The organism is Luteibacter aegosomatissinici (assembly GCF_023078495.1).
GTDB classification, from domain to species: Bacteria; Pseudomonadota; Gammaproteobacteria; order Xanthomonadales; family Rhodanobacteraceae; genus Luteibacter; species Luteibacter aegosomatissinici.
Genome location: NZ_CP095742.1, coordinates 434,487 through 452,247 on the forward strand (window position 1 = coordinate 434,487; position 17,761 = coordinate 452,247).

The 17,761-nt window shown below is 65.4% G+C and carries 11 protein-coding genes; 8 read left to right on the forward strand and 3 right to left on the reverse strand.

Annotated features, from left to right (window positions below):
- The first annotated feature begins 71 nt into the window (after window positions 1–71).
- From L2Y97_RS01960 to L2Y97_RS01985, 6 genes are all read left to right on the forward strand, one after another.
- Complete coding sequence (locus L2Y97_RS01960) at window positions 72–752, forward strand: response regulator transcription factor (RefSeq protein ID WP_247432276.1); 681 nt, start codon at window positions 72–74, stop codon at window positions 750–752.
- A complete protein-coding gene (locus tag L2Y97_RS01965) occupies window positions 736–2,100 on the forward strand; it encodes a sensor histidine kinase (RefSeq protein ID WP_247432279.1) in 1,365 nt (454 codons plus the stop codon). Before L2Y97_RS01960 ends, L2Y97_RS01965 begins: the two co-directional genes overlap by 17 nt.
- A 94-nt stretch (window positions 2,101–2,194) precedes the next feature.
- Window positions 2,195–5,398 (forward strand): efflux RND transporter permease subunit, encoded by a 3,204-nt coding sequence (locus L2Y97_RS01970; protein ID WP_247432281.1) that lies wholly within the window; start codon window positions 2,195–2,197, stop codon window positions 5,396–5,398.
- Window positions 5,388–6,560, forward strand: coding sequence for an efflux RND transporter periplasmic adaptor subunit (locus tag L2Y97_RS01975; RefSeq protein WP_247432284.1), 1,173 nt, complete (start codon window positions 5,388–5,390; stop codon window positions 6,558–6,560). The genes L2Y97_RS01970 and L2Y97_RS01975 overlap by 11 nt, the downstream gene beginning before the upstream one ends.
- Complete coding sequence (locus L2Y97_RS01980; protein WP_247432287.1) at window positions 6,547–7,977, forward strand: efflux transporter outer membrane subunit; 1,431 nt, start codon at window positions 6,547–6,549, stop codon at window positions 7,975–7,977. Before L2Y97_RS01975 ends, L2Y97_RS01980 begins: the two co-directional genes overlap by 14 nt.
- 121 nt (window positions 7,978–8,098) lie before the next feature.
- Window positions 8,099–9,496, forward strand: a complete 1,398-nt coding sequence (locus L2Y97_RS01985) for a coniferyl aldehyde dehydrogenase (protein WP_247432290.1) — start codon at window positions 8,099–8,101, stop codon at window positions 9,494–9,496.
- Between the two features lie 51 nt (window positions 9,497–9,547).
- Here L2Y97_RS01985 and tal read toward each other — a convergent pair whose 3' ends face one another.
- From tal to L2Y97_RS02000, 3 genes are all read right to left on the reverse strand, one after another.
- Window positions 9,548–10,504 carry a transaldolase gene (tal, locus tag L2Y97_RS01990; RefSeq protein WP_247432293.1) on the reverse strand — a complete coding sequence of 319 codons (957 nt, stop codon included), beginning with the start codon at window positions 10,502–10,504 and terminating at the stop codon, window positions 9,548–9,550.
- A gap of 88 nt (window positions 10,505–10,592) precedes the next feature.
- Window positions 10,593–12,767, reverse strand: coding sequence for a primosomal protein N' (locus tag L2Y97_RS01995; protein WP_247432296.1), 2,175 nt, complete (start codon window positions 12,765–12,767; stop codon window positions 10,593–10,595).
- A gap of 370 nt (window positions 12,768–13,137) precedes the next feature.
- Window positions 13,138–14,301, reverse strand: coding sequence for a DUF3667 domain-containing protein (locus tag L2Y97_RS02000; protein WP_247432299.1), 1,164 nt, complete (start codon window positions 14,299–14,301; stop codon window positions 13,138–13,140).
- Window positions 14,302–14,392: 91 nt separating this feature from the next.
- Between L2Y97_RS02000 and L2Y97_RS02005 the strand changes: the two genes are divergently transcribed.
- Together L2Y97_RS02005 and sppA are read left to right on the forward strand one after the other, a co-directional pair.
- Complete coding sequence (locus L2Y97_RS02005) at window positions 14,393–15,778, forward strand: MATE family efflux transporter (RefSeq protein ID WP_247432302.1); 1,386 nt, start codon at window positions 14,393–14,395, stop codon at window positions 15,776–15,778.
- A gap of 52 nt (window positions 15,779–15,830) precedes the next feature.
- On the forward strand, window positions 15,831–17,756 hold the full coding sequence (sppA, locus tag L2Y97_RS02010) for a signal peptide peptidase SppA (RefSeq protein ID WP_247432305.1): 1,926 nt from the start codon (window positions 15,831–15,833) through the stop codon (window positions 17,754–17,756).
- Window positions 17,757–17,761: the final 5 nt, after the last annotated feature.

The window sequence follows — 17,761 nt, forward strand, 5'->3', positions numbered from 1 at the left end:
GAACGGCGTAAGATCCGGAACGGCCCCCTCGTGGGGCCGTTTTCCGTTGTCCCCACCGTGGAGTGAGAAGGATGCCCAGGGCCCTGGTCATCGAAGATGATGAAGTCACCGCCCGCGATATCGTCGCGGAGCTTGGCGCGCATGGTTTGCAGGCCGATTGGGTGGCCAACGGCCGCGACGGCCTGGCGCGCGCGCTCGCCGACGGGTACGACATCATCACCCTCGACCGCATGCTGCCCGGCATGGACGGCATCGACGTGGTTTCCGAGCTTCGCAAGCGCGCGGTGGAAACCCCGGTGCTCATGATCAGTGCGCTGTCGGACGTCGACGAACGGGTTCGTGGCCTCCGGGCCGGTGGCGACGATTACCTCACCAAGCCGTTCGCGCCGGATGAACTCGCCGCGCGCGCCGAGGTGCTGCTACGCCGGAACCGGCCAGCCGCCAACGAGACCCGCCTGCGCGTGGAGGACCTTGAGCTCGACCTGGTCAAACACAACGCGTTGCGCAGTGGCCAACCGCTGACGCTGCTGCCCACCGAGTTCCGCCTGCTCGAATTCCTCATGCGCAACGCGGGGCAGATCGTTACCCGGCAGATGATCTTCGAGCACGTCTGGGGTTTCCATTTCGATCCCGGCACCAACGTGATCGATGTCCATATCGGCCGGCTCCGTCGCAAGATCGACGGTGCTGGCCAGGTGCCGCTCATCCGCACGGTGCGCGGCTCGGGGTACGTCCTTGCGCCCGCTGACTGACGCCTGGCGTTCGGCCACCTCGCGCCTCATCCTCATCTATGGCGCGCTGTTCGCCATCTGGTGCGTCATCCTGCTGGGTGTCGTGCAGTGGGAATCGTCGCGCTACCTCACCAACGTAGTGGATGGCATGCTCGCTGCGCGCCTGCACTACCTCGAGCGCACCGACACACGCCGCCTCACCGATACCGTCGATGCCGCCAGTGCCATCGATGCGACCGGTTTCATGGCCGCGGGCCTGTTTGATGCGCAGGGGCGCCGCCTCGCGGGCAATGTCGGGAAGATCCCCAAGGGCCTCGAAGAAGATGGCGTCGTCCGCGCCGTGACAGCGCAGGTGCAGGATCACCCGAGCGAAGCCGGCCGTCGTGCCCGCGGCCTGGCCAGTACGCTGCCGAATGGCCAGCGGCTGGTCGTGGTCAAGGAAAGCGCGACCATCGACGGGTTGGGCGCGATCATTCGTCGTGGTGCGCTTTGGGGCCTTTCGCTCACGCTTATCCCGGGTTTGCTGGGCGGCATCCTCATCGCCCGCCGCCCGGCGCGCCGCGTGCGCCAGATCCAGCTGGCCATGGAGCCCATCCGCGAAGGCGACCTCAGCGTGCGCCTGCCGGTCAGCGGCGCCGGCGATGAGGTCGATCTGCTGGCCGGCACCGTGAACACCACGCTGGGCGAGATCGAGCGGCTGCTCGGCGAAGTCAAGGGCGTGACGGACAACATCGCGCACGACCTGCGTACGCCCCTCACCCGCATGCGCACGCGCCTGTACCGGGTGCAGCAGCAGATCGAGGGTACCCCGCAGGCCGAACAACTCGAGGCGGCGGTGGAGGAGATCGACACGGTGTTGGCGCGATTCCGGGCCCTGCTGCGTGTCTCCGAGCTGGAAGACCACCGGCGTAGTGCCTGTTTCGAGAACATGGACCTGGGCACGGTGCTCAAGAACGTCCACGATTTCTACGCACCGCTGGCCGAGGACCGCCACCAGCGGTTCGAGCTCGATGTGGGCAAGCTGCCGCCCCTGCGTGGCGATCCGCAGCTGATGTTCGAGGCGTTTGCGAACCTGGTGGGCAACGCGATCAAGTTCACGCCAAATGGCGGGGCCATTCGCATGGTGGCACTTACTGATCCCACCGGCGATGCGCGTATCGATATTGCCGATACCGGTCCGGGCATTCCCGTGGGCGAGCGCGATGCGGTATTTCGTCGCTTCTATCGCGGCGATGAGACCCGCGCCAAACCAGGCTGCGGCCTGGGCCTGGCCATCGTCAGTGCCATCGTCCGCCTGCATGGTTACTCGTTGGCAGTGGGCGGAAATGACGAAGGTGCGGTGTTCTCGGTGACCTGTCCGGCGGCCTAGCCGAATACGCCTAAATAAATATTAACTACGCCGCAGGAACTGGCGGGGGCAAAATTCGCAGCGACGCAACATCGCGCTCGGAAACCGTCCCCCCATGATTGGCATCGTCCGGATCGCCCTCACGCGGCCGTATACCTTCGTCGTCCTCGCCCTGCTGATCCTGATCATAGGTCCGCTGTCGGCGATGCGTACGCCGACCGACATCTTCCCCGACATCAAGATCCCCGTGATCGCCGTGGTATGGCAGTACACCGGCCTGCCGCCCGACCAGATGGTCGGCCGCGTGTCGTCGCCGTTTGAACGTGTGCTCACCACCACGGTGAACGACGTGGAGCACATCGAGGCCAACTCGATCAGCGGCTTCGGCATCGTCAAGATCTTCTTCCAGCCCACCGTGGATATCCGCACGGCCAACGCGCAGGTCACCGCCGTGGCGCAGACCCTGCTTAGGCAGTTGCCCGCCGGTACCACGCCGCCGCTGATCCTGAACTACAACGCCTCGACGGTGCCGATCATCCAGTTGGCGCTGTCGGGCGATGGCTTGACCGAACAGAACCTGGCCGATCTGGGCCTGAACATCATCCGCCCGCAGCTCACCTCGGTGGCCGGCGCGGCGATCCCGTTCCCGTTCGGCGGCAAGACCCGCCAGGTGCAGATCGATATCGACCCGGCCGCCCTCCAGGCGCGTGGGCTCTCGGCGCAGGACGTGGCGAACGCCCTGGCTGCGCAGAACCTGATCACGCCGGTGGGTACGCAGAAGATCGGCGATTTCGAATACACGTTGCAGCTCAACAACTCGCCATCGGTGGTCGCGGAACTGGGCAACCTGCCGATCAAGTCGGTGAATGGCGCGACCGTCTTTATTCGCGATATCGCGCATGTGCGCGATGGTTCGCCGCCGCAGACCAACATCGTGCACGTCGACGGCAACCGTTCGGTGCTGATGACGGTGCTGAAAAACGGTTCGGCGTCCACGCTGGCGATCATCCAGGGCATCAAGGATCGCGTGAAGGGCATGAAGGATGCCCTGCCTGAAAACCTGAAGATCAGCCCGATCGGCGACCAGTCGTTGTTCGTGAGTGGTGCGATCTCGGGCGTGGCCCGCGAAGGCGTGATCGCCGCGGCGCTCACCAGCCTCATGATCCTGCTGTTCCTCGGCAGCTGGCGTTCGACGGTGATCATCGCCACCTCGATTCCGCTGGCGATCCTTGGCGCGATCGCGATGCTCTCCGCGTTCGGCGAAACGCTGAACATCATGACCCTCGGTGGCCTGGCGCTCGCCGTGGGCATCCTGGTCGACGACGCCACGGTGACCATCGAGAACATCAACTGGCACCTCGAGCACGGCAAGGATGTCGAAACGGCGATCCTCGATGGCGCGGCACAGATCGTGACCCCGGCCTTCGTTTCGCTGCTTTGTATCTGCATCGTGTTCGTGCCGATGTTCTTCCTCGATGGCGTCGCCCGTTTCCTCTTCGTGCCCATGGCCGAAGCAGTGATGTTCGCCATGATCTGCTCGTTCATCCTGTCGCGTACGCTTGTACCGACGATGGCGAAGTACCTGCTGCATCCGCATTCGGTGGACGACCCGCACGGAGAGCACGGCAAGGTGTCGCGCAACCCGCTGGTTCGGTTCCAACGCGGGTTCGAGAAGCGCTTCGAAGCGCTGCGCCAGGGCTACCACGGCCTGCTGGAAATGGCACTGCGTAACAGCAAGCCGTTCGTCATCGGATTCATGGCCTTCGTCATCCTGTCGTTCGCCCTGGTGCCGATGCTTGGCCGTAACTTCTTCCCCTCGGTGGACTCGGGCCAGATCCTGATGCACGTGCGTGCCCCGGTGGGCACCCGTGTCGAAGAGACGGCCAACCTGTTCGCCGCGGTGACCAAGGAAGTGCGCAAGATCATCCCGGCCGACGAGCTCGGTACGGTGGTCGATAACATGGGCCTGTCGTCGTCGGGTATTAACAACACCTACAACAACACGGGTACGGTCAGCTCGGCCGATGGCGATATCCAGATCTCGCTGAAGGAAGACCACAAGCCCACGGCCGATTATGTGCGCGAGATGCGCGAGAAACTGCCGCGCCTGTTCCCGACCGCGACCTTCTCGTTCCCGCCGGCCGACATCATCAGCCAGATCCTGAACTTCGGCTCGCCCGCGCCCATCGATCTGCAGATCCGTGGCCCGAACGTGGCGGCCAATTTCAAGTACGCGAACACGTTGCTGCGCGAGATCCGCCGCGTCCCGGGCATCGTCGATGCGCGCATCCAGCAGTCGCAGGCCAGCCCCACGTTCAACGTGGATGTGGACCGCAGCCGTGCACAGCAGGTGGGCATCACCGAGCGTGATGTCACCAACAGCCTGGGCGTGAACCTCGCCGGCTCCAGCCAGATCGCACCGACCTTCTGGCTGAATCCGCAAAATGGTGTGTCGTACCCGATCGTGATGCAGACGCCGCAGTACGCGATCGATACGCTGCCGGACCTGGCCAACGTGCCGATCAGCCCCAGCACGGGTGCGGCGGGCTCGCAGATCCTCGGTGGTTTCGCCTCGTTCACCCGCACGACCAGTAGCACGGTGGCCAGCCAGTACAACATCCAGTCGATGGTGGAGATCTTCGCCACCACGCAGGATCGCGACCTGGGCGCCGTCGCTGCCGATATCCAGAAAATCCTGGATGCGCACAAGAATGATCTGCCGAAGGCATCCAGCACCGCGCTGCTCGGCCAGGTGCAGACGATGAACAGCGCCTTCACCGGCCTGATCCTCGGCCTGCTCGGTGCCATCGTGCTGATCTACCTGCTGATCGTGGTGAACTTCCAGTCGTGGGCGGATCCGTTCGTGATCGTCACCGCGCTGCCTGCCGCTATCGCCGGCATCATCTGGATGCTGTTCGCCACGCATACCACGCTGTCGGTGCCCGCCCTGACCGGCGCCATCATGTGCATGGGCGTGGCCACGGCTAACTCGATCCTGGTGGTGAGCTTCTGCCGCGAGCGCCTGGCTGACACCGGTGATGCCTTCATTGCCGCATCGGAGGGTGGCTTCGTCCGCTTCCGCCCGGTGCTGATGACCGCCCTGGCCATGATCATCGGCATGCTGCCGATGGCACTGGGCATGGGCGAGGGCGGTGAACAGAACGCGCCCCTCGGCCGCGCCGTGATCGGCGGCCTCATCTTCGCCACCACGGCCACGCTGCTGTTCGTGCCGGTGGTCTTCAATATCGTCCATGGCCGTCGCGGCCACGCCTCCAAAACCCCGGCGAACGCTTCCGGAGAGCCCGTCCATGTCGCCTGATACGATCCATACCCCCCCGCCGCGCCGCCTGCGCCTGGCCGGCATCATCGCCGCCATCGTGGTGCTCGCCATTGTTGTCGCTGGCGTCGCCACGCGTGCCAACGAATCACGCAACCTGCGCGACTGGACCAACGAGCAGGCCGTCCCGAGCGTCACCCTGGTGACGCCCGAAGGTGGCCAGGGCGGTGGTGACCTGAACCTGCCCGGCCGCTTGCAGGCCTATGCCCGCGCGCCGATCTATGCACGCACCAGTGGCTACCTGAAGTCGTGGAAGTACGACATTGGGCAGAAGGTGAAGGCGGGCGATGTGCTGGGCGAGCTCGAGACGCCCGACCTCGACCAGCAGCTGCTGCAGGCCAAGGCCGACCTCGCCAGCGCGCGTGCCAACGAGGCACTCGCGCAGACGACGGCCAAGCGCTGGCAGTCCATGCGCGATTCGGATTCTGTCTCCAAGCAGGAAGTGGATGAGAAGACCGGTGACTACGACGCCAAGCGCGCGCTTGCCCAGGCGGCCCAGGCCAACCTCGAGCGCATCCAGGCCACGAAGGGCTTTGCGAAGCTTGTTGCGCCGTTCGATGGCGTGGTTACGGCACGCGAAACTGATGTCGGCGCGCTGATCAATGCGGGTGGCGGCGGCCAGGAACTGTTCGTGGTTTCCGACACACACAAGCTGCGCATGTACGTGAACGTGCCGCAGAACTATGCGCCGTCGATCAAGCAGGGCGCCACCGTCAAGCTCACGGTGCCGGAGTACCCGGGCAAGACCTTCGAGGGCAAGGTGGAATCGACCTCGTCGGCGATCAATGCCGCCAGCGGTACCACCCTGGTCCAGGTCGCGGTGGATAACAACGATGGCCAGCTGCTCCCGGGTGGGTATGCCAGCGTCACCTTCGATCTGCCGACGAACGCCGCACTGTTCCGCGTGCCTGCCAGTGCGCTGGTGTACGACGGCAGCGGCCTGCGGGTTGCGGTGGTCGATGCGCAGAACAAGGTGACGTTCAAGGATGTGGTCATCGCCCAGGACTTCGGTAAGACCGTGCAGCTGGCATCGGGCATCGCCGCCGGTGATCGCCTGATCGAAAGCCCGCCCGATGGCCTGGCCAGTGGTGACACCGTGCGCGTGATCCCGGCGAAGAAGGAAGGCGGCAATGGCAAGGCGTGAATCCTTGCGGCTGCTGTCGGGCCTGCTGCTTTCGGCAGGCCTCGCCGCCTGTTCGATGGCGCCGACCTACAAGACGCCGGACGTACCGGTCGCACCGCAGTTCGCAAACACTAACTCACCGTGGGTGGAGGCCAAACCGGCCGATCATCTTGATCGCTCGAGCTGGTGGTCGCTGTACGGTGATGCACGCCTCGACGGCCTGCAGGGCCAGCTGCTGAAGAACAACGCCACGCTGGCTGCGGCCTACGCGCACTACCAGCAGGCGGAAGCCTTCACCAAGCAGGCACGCGCCGGCCTGTTCCCGACCTTTGGCCTGAACGGCAACGCCACGCGTAATCGCGAGTCGGATACCCGTCCGCTTCGTGGCGCCACATCGCCGGCTTACTACAACTCGTACACCATCGGCGGCCAGCTCGATTACGAAGTGGACCTGTGGGGGCGCGTGCGTGACACCGTCGCCGCGGGCACGGCCGAGCAGGCGGCATCGGCCGCTGACCTGGCAGGGGCGCAGCTCAGCCTGCAGGCGCAACTGGCGGATAACTACCTGCAGCTCAATGGGCAGGACCGGCAGATCAAGGTGCTCAACGAGAGCATCGATGCCTTCAGCAAGGCATTGCAGCTCACCCAGTCGCGCCATGAGGGTGGCATCGCGTCCGGGCTGGATGTCGCGCGTGCGCAGACCCAGCTCTCCAGCGCGAAATCGCAGCTCACCCAGGCGCAGGCGCAGCGCGGCCTGGTCCTGCACGCCATCGCCGTGCTGGTGGGCGATAGTGCCTCCACCTTTGCACTGGAAACGAAGGACGACGCCGTCAAGGTGCCGACGATTCCGCTTGAAGTGCCCTCGGCGCTGCTGCAGCGCCGTCCCGACGTGGCCGCTGCGGAGCGCCGCACGGCTGCCGCTAACGCTCGCGTAGGCGTGGCCCGTTCGGCCTTCTTCCCGCAGGTAACGCTGGACGGCCAGGGCGGTTGGCAGAGCGACGCCTGGGGCAGCATTGCCACGGCGCCGAACCGCTTCTGGGCCATTGGGCCGACCGTGCTGCTGAATGTATTTGACGGTGGCCGCCGCAAGGCCGCCGTGGAATCGGCCAAGGCAGCCACGGACGAGGCCGGCGCGAAGTACCGCGATGTGGTGCTGAACGCGTTTGCACAGGTGGAAGACAACCTGACGCTGCTGCGTGACCTGGGTTCGGCACTGACCGACCAGCGCGCGGCCGCGGATGCCGCCCAGCGTTCGGTGGACCTGTCGCTCAACCGCTATCGCGAGGGCGCTGTCGGCTACCTTGACGTGGTGCAGGCACAGACCGCCGCGCTGGATGCGCGCCGCAGCGTGATCGATCTGGAAACCCGCCAGCTCCGCGCCAGCGTGGCCCTTATCCGCGCCCTCGGCGGCGGCTGGCAGGCGCCTGCGGCGTCGTAAGGGCCCGGCTTTCGCCGACGGGCCGCTGTAGGAACGCGCTTGCGCGCGATGGGTGCTCGCCGCAACCCCATCGCGCACAAGTGCGCTCCTACACGAGCATGAGGTCGCCTATGATCGGCCCATGCAGACCATCCTTGATCGCCAGCAAGCCGCCCACCGCCGCGATGGCACGCCACCGGCGGCCCTCCGCATCGATCGCCTCGATCGCGCCATCGGCCTGCTGGTCGATCACGCCAGCGACATTGCTGATGCACTGAGCGATGACTTCGGTCACCGCTCGCGCCAGGGGTCGTTGGTCAGTGATGTCGCGGCGTCCATCGAGCCGCTGAAGCATGCAAAGCACCAAGTGCGCCGCTGGATGCGCCGCGACTACCGCGGTGTATCGCCGGCACCGTTAGCATTGCTTGGCGCGCGGGCCTGGGTTGATTACCAGCCCAAGGGCGTCGTCGGTGTCATCGCACCGTGGAACTTCCCTTTCAACCTTACCTTCGCGCCACTGGCTGGCATCCTGGCGGCCGGCAACCGCGCCATGATCAAACCCTCGGAGTTCACGCCACGCGCGTCGGCGCTGATGCAGGCGATGGTGGCGAAAGCGTTTGACGAAGCAGAAGTGGCTGTCATTACCGGCGATCAAGATGTGGCCGAGGCCTTCTCGGCGCTCCCATTCGATCACCTGCTTTTCACGGGGGCTACGTCGGTTGCGAAGCATGTGATGCGCGCGGCGGCTGAAAACCTCGTGCCGGTGACCCTGGAGCTCGGCGGCAAGTCACCGGCGATCGTCGGGCGAGATGCGGATATCGATCTGGCAGCGCGCCGGCTGCTATTCGGGAAGACCCTCAACGCAGGGCAGATCTGCGTTGCGCCTGATTACGCATTGGTGCCGATGGAATCAGTCGACGCGTTCGTCGACGCGCTGGCGCGAAACGTCGCTGCCATGTTTCCCTCGCTGCGCGGGAATCCGGACTATACGTCCATCATTAACGACCGGCACAAGGAGCGCCTCGAAGGCTATCTCCGCGACGCTCGCGACAAGGGTGCAACGATCCGCGAACTGAACCCATCGAACGAGGTGTTGGATAGCCGACGCATGGCACCCACGGTTGTGCTGAACGCGAGTGACGACATGAGCGTGCTGCGCGAGGAAATTTTCGGGCCGATCCTTCCTGTCGTTCCGTACGGCCGGCTGGACGACGCGATCGCCTACGTCAACACGCACGCACGTCCCTTGAGCCTTTATTACTTTGGCAATGCGCGCGCCGACCAGGAGCACGTGCTGGCAAACATCGTGGCTGGCGGTGTCACGATCAACGACACCGTCGTGCACCTCACCCAGGACAACCTCCCGTTCGGCGGTATCGGTCCTTCAGGCATGGGCGCTTACCACGGCTTAGATGGCTTCCGCACCTTCAGCCACGCCCGCGCCGTCTACCGCCAATCGCGCTTCGACATCACCGCGATGCTTCGCCCACCCTACGGCAAGGCGATCGACCGCCTCCTGGCGTTCAAAATAAAGCTCTAAAAGAAAAGGGCCCCGAAGGGCCCTTTCTTGTGTCGCTCGGTGAGGGGCGATTTACAGCTTCGCGCCGAGCAGTTCTTCAAGCTTGCGCTGGTCCTTGGCGAAGTTGCGGATGCCTTCGCCGAGCTTGTCGGTGGCCATCGCGTCTTCGTTGTGGCCCCAGCGAAACTGGGCTTCGGTCATCTTGTTCTTCGGCGGCTCGTCCTTCTTGCCGGTGTCCTTCAGGGCCAGCGGCAGGTCGCCATCGGTCTCGTCCAGCTGCTTGAGCAGGTCCGGCGAGATGGTGAGGCGGTCGCAGCCGGCAAGGGCCTGGATCTGGCCGATGTTGCGGAAGCTGGCGCCCATCACGATCGTCTTGTAACCGTGGTCTTTGTAGTACTTGTAGATGCGCTGCACCGACTTCACGCCCGGGTCTTCAGCCGGCGCATAGGTCTTGGTATCAGTGTTCTTCACATACCAGTCGAAGATGCGGCCGACGAACGGCGAGATCAGGAACGCGCCGGCTTCTGCGCAGGCTACGGCCTGTTCGAAGCTGAAGAGCAGCGTCATGTTGCAGTTGATGCCTTCCTTCTGCAGGACCTCGGCGGCCTTGATGCCTTCCCAGGTGGAGGCCAGCTTGATCAGCACGCGCTTCGGGTCGACGCCCACATCCTTGTACATGCCGATCAGGCGCTTGGCCTTGGTGATCGAGGCTTCGGTATCGAACGACAGGCGGGCGTCGACTTCGGTCGAAACGTAGCCCGGGACGATCTTCAGGATCTCACGGCCCACGAGCACGGCCAGGCGGTCGCCTGCATCGATCAGCTGCTGGGAGCGGTCGCTGCTCTGCTCCTTGGCCCACTTCACCGCCTCGTCGATGTACGGGGCGTACTCGGGGATGCCGGCCGCCTTGAGCAGCAGGGACGGGTTGGTGGTCGCGTCCTCCGGCTTGAAGGTCTTCATGGCCGACATATCGCCCGTATCGGCGACGACCTTGGTTACTTTGCGCAGTTGTTCGAGTTGGCTGGTCACGTTTGCAGCTTCCGTTACCTGTGGGGAAAAAGATTGTCGCGCCATGGTGGCAGCGGGGATAGGCATCCGATGGTATCGGTCGCCATGTTCAATATAGGTCGATGGGGTCCACATCAAGGGACCAGCGTACCTTGCGGGCCGATGGCAGCGCCGCCAGGGCGTGCTGCCAGGGCCGAAGGAACGCGTGCAGGCGCGCACGCGTCGCAGCCTCCACCAGCAGCTGGCCACGGAAGCGCCCGGCGCGCAGGGGCATGGGTGCGGGCATGGGGCCGGACAGGCGCAGGTCGCCCGGCTCGCCGATCGCCAGGTGTGCGTCGTGGAGGAACGCATCCACTTCGGCGCGGCCGTGTGCATCCGCCCGTAGCAACACCTGGTGTGAGAACGGCGGCAGTTCGAGCAGGCGGCGTTCGGCCAGGAGATCGGCGGCCACGGTGGCGTACCCACCGCGCAGCAGGCCATGCAGCATGGGGTGGTCGGGGTGGTGGGTCTGCAGGAGCACGCTGCCGGGGCGCGATGCGCGCCCGGCGCGGCCGGCCACCTGCACGACTAGCTGGGCCAGGCGTTCGCTGGCCCGGAAATCAACGCTGTGCAGCCCTTCGTCCACGCCCACGATCGCCACCAGCGTGAGGTTCGGCAGGTCGTGGCCCTTCGCAAGCATTTGCGTGCCGACCAGGATGGCTGGCTTGTCCTCGCGAAGGCCGTCCAGGATCTCGCCGAAAGCCTCGCGCCGACGTGTCGTCTCGCGATCGATCCGGACAACGGGCACCTCGGGAAAGCGCTCGGCGAGGGCTTCCTCAAGCCGCTCCGTGCCCTGGCCCTGCGGGCTGAGGTTGGCCGAACCACAGGCGGGGCAGGCGGCGGGCTGCGCCTCGGTGTTGTCACAGTGGTGGCAGATGAGGCGGCGGCGACCAGCATGCAGGGTCATGGGCCGCTCGCAGCGCGGGCAGTCGGCATGCCAGCCGCAGTCGTAGCAGAGCAGTACCGGCGCATACCCGCGCCGGTTGCGGAACACCAGGGCCTGCTCCCCGCGGCCGATGCATGCGGCGACCGCATTCACCAGCGTGGGCGACAGCCCGTGATCGAGGCGCTGTGCACGCATGTCCACGATCTGCACGCGGGTAGGCTGCGACGCGCCCGGGCGGCCTCGCAGCACCAGCCGTTTGTAACGGCCGGCATCCACGTTCGCGAGGCTCTCCAACGAGGGCGTCGCCGATCCGAGCACCACGGGCACGCCGTGCGCGCGCGCCCGTACGAGGGCCAGGTCGCGGGCATGGTAGCGAAAGCCTTCCTGCTGCTTATAGGAGGCGTCGTGCTCTTCGTCGACAATGATGAGGCCCGCCGCCGGCAGTGGTGTGAACACGGCCGAGCGGGTGCCGATCACCACCCGGGCCGTGCCATCACGGGCGCGCAGCCAGGCACGGGCACGGTCCCCTTCGGCCAGGTTCGAGTGCAGTACCTCGATAGCGATGCCCAGGCGTTCGCGCAGGCGCCGCACGGTCTGTGGGGCCAGCCCGATCTCCGGTACCAACAGGAGGGTCTGCTTGCCTGCCGCGAGGGCCTTCTCGATCAGCGCGAGATACACCTCGGTCTTGCCACTGCCGGTCACGCCGTCGAGTAGATAAGGCTGGAAGGTACCCATGCCTTCGGCAACGCCCTCGACGGCCGCGGCCTGCTCGTCGCTCAACGCGGGGCCGGGTGCCGGCGTCGCCGGCAGCGAGCCTTCCTTGAGTTCGAGCTTCTCGACCAGGCCGGCTTCAATCAGGCGGCGGGCGGCCGCGCGCCAGTCGGGCAGGGCAAAGCCGAGTTCATCGGCGGCCCGCGGGCCTTCGTAGAGTGCCCCGAGCAACGCAGCCGAGCCGCCTTTGCGGCTGCGCGCGTCGTGGGCGGCACGACCTTGCTGGGTCAGTGCCCATACTTCCCGGCCTGTCGCAGGCAGCGGTTTTGGCTCGCGCAGCGCCAGGGGCAGGGCGTTGGCGAAGGCCTCGCCCGGCGCGCCCGCCCAGTAATCGGCGGCCCAGGCCAGCGTGGCCATTAATTCGGGATCGAGCAGCGGGGCTTCATCCAGCACCTCGCTGATCCTCTTGAGCCGCTTGACGCCCACGGCGGCCTCGGCGGCCGGATCGACCACGATGCCCACCATCTCGCCCCGACCGAACGGCACGCGCACGCGCGAGCCCGCCTCCGCGACCCCAGCCTGGGGCGGCAGGTAGTCGAAAAAGGTGAGCAGGGGAACCGGGAGGGCGACGCGGAGAACGGATGTCATGCGAGGCCTAGTTTAACGAGGTCCAGCGATTTCGCTGGTCAATGATTAACCAGCGTGGCGAGGGCTTGGATGGCAATGACGTGTCAGGCGGGAGGAATTGTGGCTAAGTGCCCGTCCTCGGGACCCTTTCCGGGTTATCCACAAGCGCTGTGGATAAGTCTGTGGATGAGACTCGGATGGAGGGCCTCCAGCCGCTTTCTCAGGCCGTGCCGGTTACCTTGAACACATTTTAACCAAGCTGAAATATAGCGTGAAATCAATAGGTTAAAAATGCGATGCGATAGGCGTTCACTGGATGTCCGCAAAACCTTGACAAAGGCGAAGGGACCTCGCGGCCTGTGTACAACCACTTGCTACGTAGGAAAAAATCCTAGTGGGAAATACCGATGATCACGGCAATGGTCAGGGCGAAACCAAGTAGCCAGAAATAGACACTGCCTATCAACCAATACTTAAGGATAGTCATTCCCCATCCCTGACGGTAAACCCGCTTTTGCATCAGCAGCAGGTAGACCGGCATCCAGATCCACATCGCCACCTCCACCACCCGGATGAGGGTGCCCGCCGGCGCCAGGTGCGGGGCAATCGCTCCCCGCGCAAAGCTGAGCAGGGTCAGCAGCATGAGGGCGAGGAACAGGAAGGCGTGGCTGTGCAGCGCCACGATCAGGTGCTCCACGTACAGGCGCCGGCGGAACACGTAAAACACCTTCAGGATCAGGGCGAAGATCGGGATCATGATGAACATGGTCTGCGGCAGGACGCCGAAGATGCCCTCGACGATGCGCTGGATGGCTTCTTTCTTCTGCGGCCCCGGGTTGGACGCCTGGACCAGGTTCGCCTTGAGGCGATCCAGGCCGGCATTGAGGCGGGCGTTTACCGCATCAGGGACCCAGCCAATGTTGAAGCGCATGTCGCCCGAATCGGAACTGAGGACATGGACATGCTTGAGCTTTACATCGTCCTCGTCGCCACTGCCCGGTGGTGCGATCGCTGGTGCGTTCAATTGGGCCAGGCGCTTGTTGGCGGCATCCCTGACCATGCCCTGCATCATGGAAAGGCCACCCTTGGCGATCGCCGGCACGTTCGGGTCGGCCTGGGTCGCCAGCAGCGAGCGGACTTCCTTGCGGTACATCTCGTGCACGTCATCGGCCGTGGCAGCTTTCGTGAACTGGCCCAGCGAATCGGTATCGCCACCATCCGCCTCGCCAATCTTCACGCCGTTGATCGCCACATGCATGAAAAAGAACGCCAGCAGGCAGAACACGAACATGAGCCGGAACGGGGCGATATAGCGCACCCGGCGGCCGGCGAAGTACTCCAGGGTAAGGAAGCCCGGCTTGGTATACAGCGGCGGCACGGTGTGGACGATGCGCTCATCCATGTGGAAGAAGATGTCGCCGGCATCCTCCAGCATGTGCGAGACCGGGCGCAGCACGCTGTGCACCGATTGGCCGCATGCATGGCAGAACTCGCCCTGCAGCACGGCTTCGCAGTTCGCGCACATCAGCGCGGGAGACGGCTTGAGTTCGTTCATTCCGCTGGTATCCCCGTATTTGTCCCCTTCCGGCTGCGGATGATGGCATGCCCCCGGGTACAATGGACGGCCCATTGGTTCTGAATTGCCCATGCCCCTCGACCGTGCCCGTGCGCGCCGCGAGATCGGCGCCACCACCCGGCTGGCCCTGCCGATCATCGCCGCGCAGCTCTCCTCCGTTGGCCCCAATGTGGTCGACGCGGTGCTGGCTGGGCACCAGGGCGCCCACACGCAGGCCTCGGTGGTGACGGGTGTGAACATCTGGGTGCTGGCGATCGTGGCCGGCATCGGCACCATGATGGCCGTGCCGCCCACCGTCGCGCAGCTGGATGGCGCGAACCGGCGCGCTGAAGTGGGCGCCGTGTTCCACCAGGCGCTCTACATCGCACTGGTCCTTGGCCTTGTCCTCGGAGTGGCGGTCTGGCATGCCTCGCCGCTGATGGGCCTGTTCCATGTGGTCGAATCCATGCGCGCCGACGTGACGGCGTTCCTGCACGCCATCGCCTTCGCGGCGCCCGCGCTCACGGTGTACTTCACCCTGCGTGGCCTGTCCGATGGCTTGTCCATGCCGAAGCCGTCGCTTTATTTCAGCCTGGCAGGCACGGTGGTGCTGGCACCGCTCGGTTACGTGCTCATGTACGGCAAGCTGGGTTTCCCGGCCATGGGCGCACGCGGCAGTGGCATCGCCACGGCCACGGTGCTGTGGCTGGAGATGCTTGGCTTCGCTACCTATGTGCTCATGCACCGCAACTATCGCGACCTCAACCTGCGTAGCCGCATGGCGCCGCCGGACTGGGCCAAGATCCGGCAGTTGCTGCACGTGGGCCTGCCCATGGCGGTGACCCTGCTGATGGAGGCCGGCCTGTTCGTCGCGGTCGCGCTGCTCATCGGCCGTCTCGGTGAAACCGTATCCGCCGCGCATCACGTTGCCCTCAACGTGGCCCAGGTCGCCTTCATGGTCCCGCTCGGTGTTTCCATGGCGATCACGGTTCGCGTGGGTAACGCGGCCGGGCGCCGCGATGCCCAGGGCGTTCGCTATGCCGGCCTCTCCGGGCTGGCGCTGGTGCTCGTCACCCAGCTGTTTTCGTCCGGCATCATGATCCTGTTGCCGGGGCCGATCGCGCACCTTTACACCAACGATGCCGCGGTGGTCGCCACGGCCGCACAGCTCATGCTGCTGGCCGGCGTGTTCCAGTTCGCCGATGGCATCCAGGTGGCTTCGAACGGCGCGCTCCGCGGCCTGAAGGACACCCGGGTGCCGATGGGGCTGACGATGTTCGCGTACTGGATGGTAGGCATGCCGGTCGGCTGGTACCTGGCTTTCCAGCACGACCTTGGCGCGCGTGGGATGTGGATGGGCCTGGTCGCCGGCCTGAGCGTGGCCGCCATCGTCCTGTTCGCAAGGTTCTGGCGCATCAGCGGCCGCGCCGACTGGCCCGAGGACGTCGGGAGCACCCCCGTGCCATTCCACACGTGATGCCGACGAGGCAACGCGCTACGCTGCGCGTAACTCGTAAGGAAAGCCCACGATGTCGGATCCGCTGAACACCACGCCGCCGCCCCTGCCCGGACGTCCGTCGCCCGTGCCGCCGGTACCGCCGCCCCGTCGCAACGGCTTCGGCCGGTTCCTGCGCGGGCTGGGTCGTGGCCTGAACATCACGCGGCTCATCGTGTTGAACGTCATCTTCTTCGGCGTCCTCGGCATCTTTTTCCTGCTGGTCTTCATCGGCAACCGTGCCGACCAGATCGATGACAAGACCGTGCTGGTCCTCGCGCCCGATGGCGCCCTGGTCGAGCAGTACAGTGCCGACCCGGCATCGCGTGCCCTTTCGCGCCTGTCAGGCGATGGCGTGAAACAGGTGCAGGTCCGCGACCTGGTCCGCGCGATCGATGCCGCGGCGAAGGACGACCGCATCACCCGCATCCTGCTGCGCACCGACAAGTTGCAGGCGGGCGGCTTCGCTGCGCTGCGCGAGGTGGGCGGTGCACTGGATCGCTTCCGCGCGGCCGGCAAGCCGGTGATCGCATGGGGCGCGAATCTCGAGCAGGGCCAGTACTACCTGGCCGCGCATGCCGACAAGATCTACGTGGACCCGCAGGGTGGCGTCATCGCCACTGGCCTCGCCAATTACCGCCTGTTCTACAAGGATCTGCTGGACAAGCTGGGTGTGCAGGTGCACCTGTTCCGCGTGGGCCAGTTCAAGAGCGCGGCGGAGCCGTTCATTCTCGATCACGCCTCGCCCGAGTCGAAGGAAGCCGATGGCTACTGGCTGGGTGGCTTGTGGAATACCTGGATCGATGAGGTTGCCAAGGCTCGCCATATCGATCCGGCCGAACTCCGCGCCGACGTGGATGGCCTCGCCGAGCGCGTGCGCGATGCGAAGGGCAGCCTGGCGCAGTTGGCCGTGGACGAAAAGCTTGCCGATGGCATTGCGACCGACCAGGACATCGTGCGTATGTTCCGCAAGGAAGGCGTGCCTGCCGGCCGGAAGGACACCGGCTTCCGCAACGTCGACCTGGGAACGTACCTCTCTGATCGCGGCCTGACGACGATCGATATGCTGCAGACCTCGCCCGGCGTGGCCGTGGTGGTGGCGGAAGGTGAAATCACCGGCGGCAAGCAGGCGCAGGGCACCATTGGTGGCGACTCCACGGCGGCGCTGATCCGCAGCGTGCGCCAGGATCGCCGCACGCGCGCGCTGGTGCTCCGGGTGAACTCACCCGGTGGCGAGGTGTACGCCGCCGAACAGATCCGTCGCGAAGTGGAGCTCACCCGCGAGGCGGGTATCCCGGTGGTGGTTTCCATGGGTGATGTGGCGGCCAGTGGCGGCTACTGGATCTCGATGAACGCCAACCGCATTTACGCCGAGCCGAACACGATCACCGGTTCGATCGGCATCTTCGGCATGTTCTTCACCGTGCCCGATACGCTGGCCAAGCTGGGCGTGAAGAGCGACGGCGTAGGTACGAGCCCACTGGCCGGTGCATTCGACATGACCCGGCCGCTCGATCCGAAGGTCGGCATCCTGATCCAGAGCATCATCGACAAGGGTTATCGCGATTTCGTCGGTGGCGTGGCGCGTGCGCGCGGCAAGGATTTCGCCGCGATCGACACGATCGCCCAGGGCCGCGTGTGGACCGGCGAACAGGCCATGCAGCGTGGCCTCGTCGATCGCCTGGGTAGCCTGGATGATGCCGTGCGCGATGCCGCGCAGCAGGCCGGGCTCGGCAAGGACTACAACGTGCGTTATGCCGAGAAGCCGATGGGCGCGTTCGAACGCTTCCTTACCAGCGTCGGCGACAGCACCGAGGCGCGTGTCGCCGTATCGTGGGGCTTCCATGTCCCGTCGTGGGTGGCGGAGCTGCCGAAGCTGGCGCCGGAGTTTGCGTTGTTCCGCACGGCGGAAGCCGGCAAGCCGCATGTTTACGCTTATTGCTTCTGTTCGCCGCGGTAACGCGG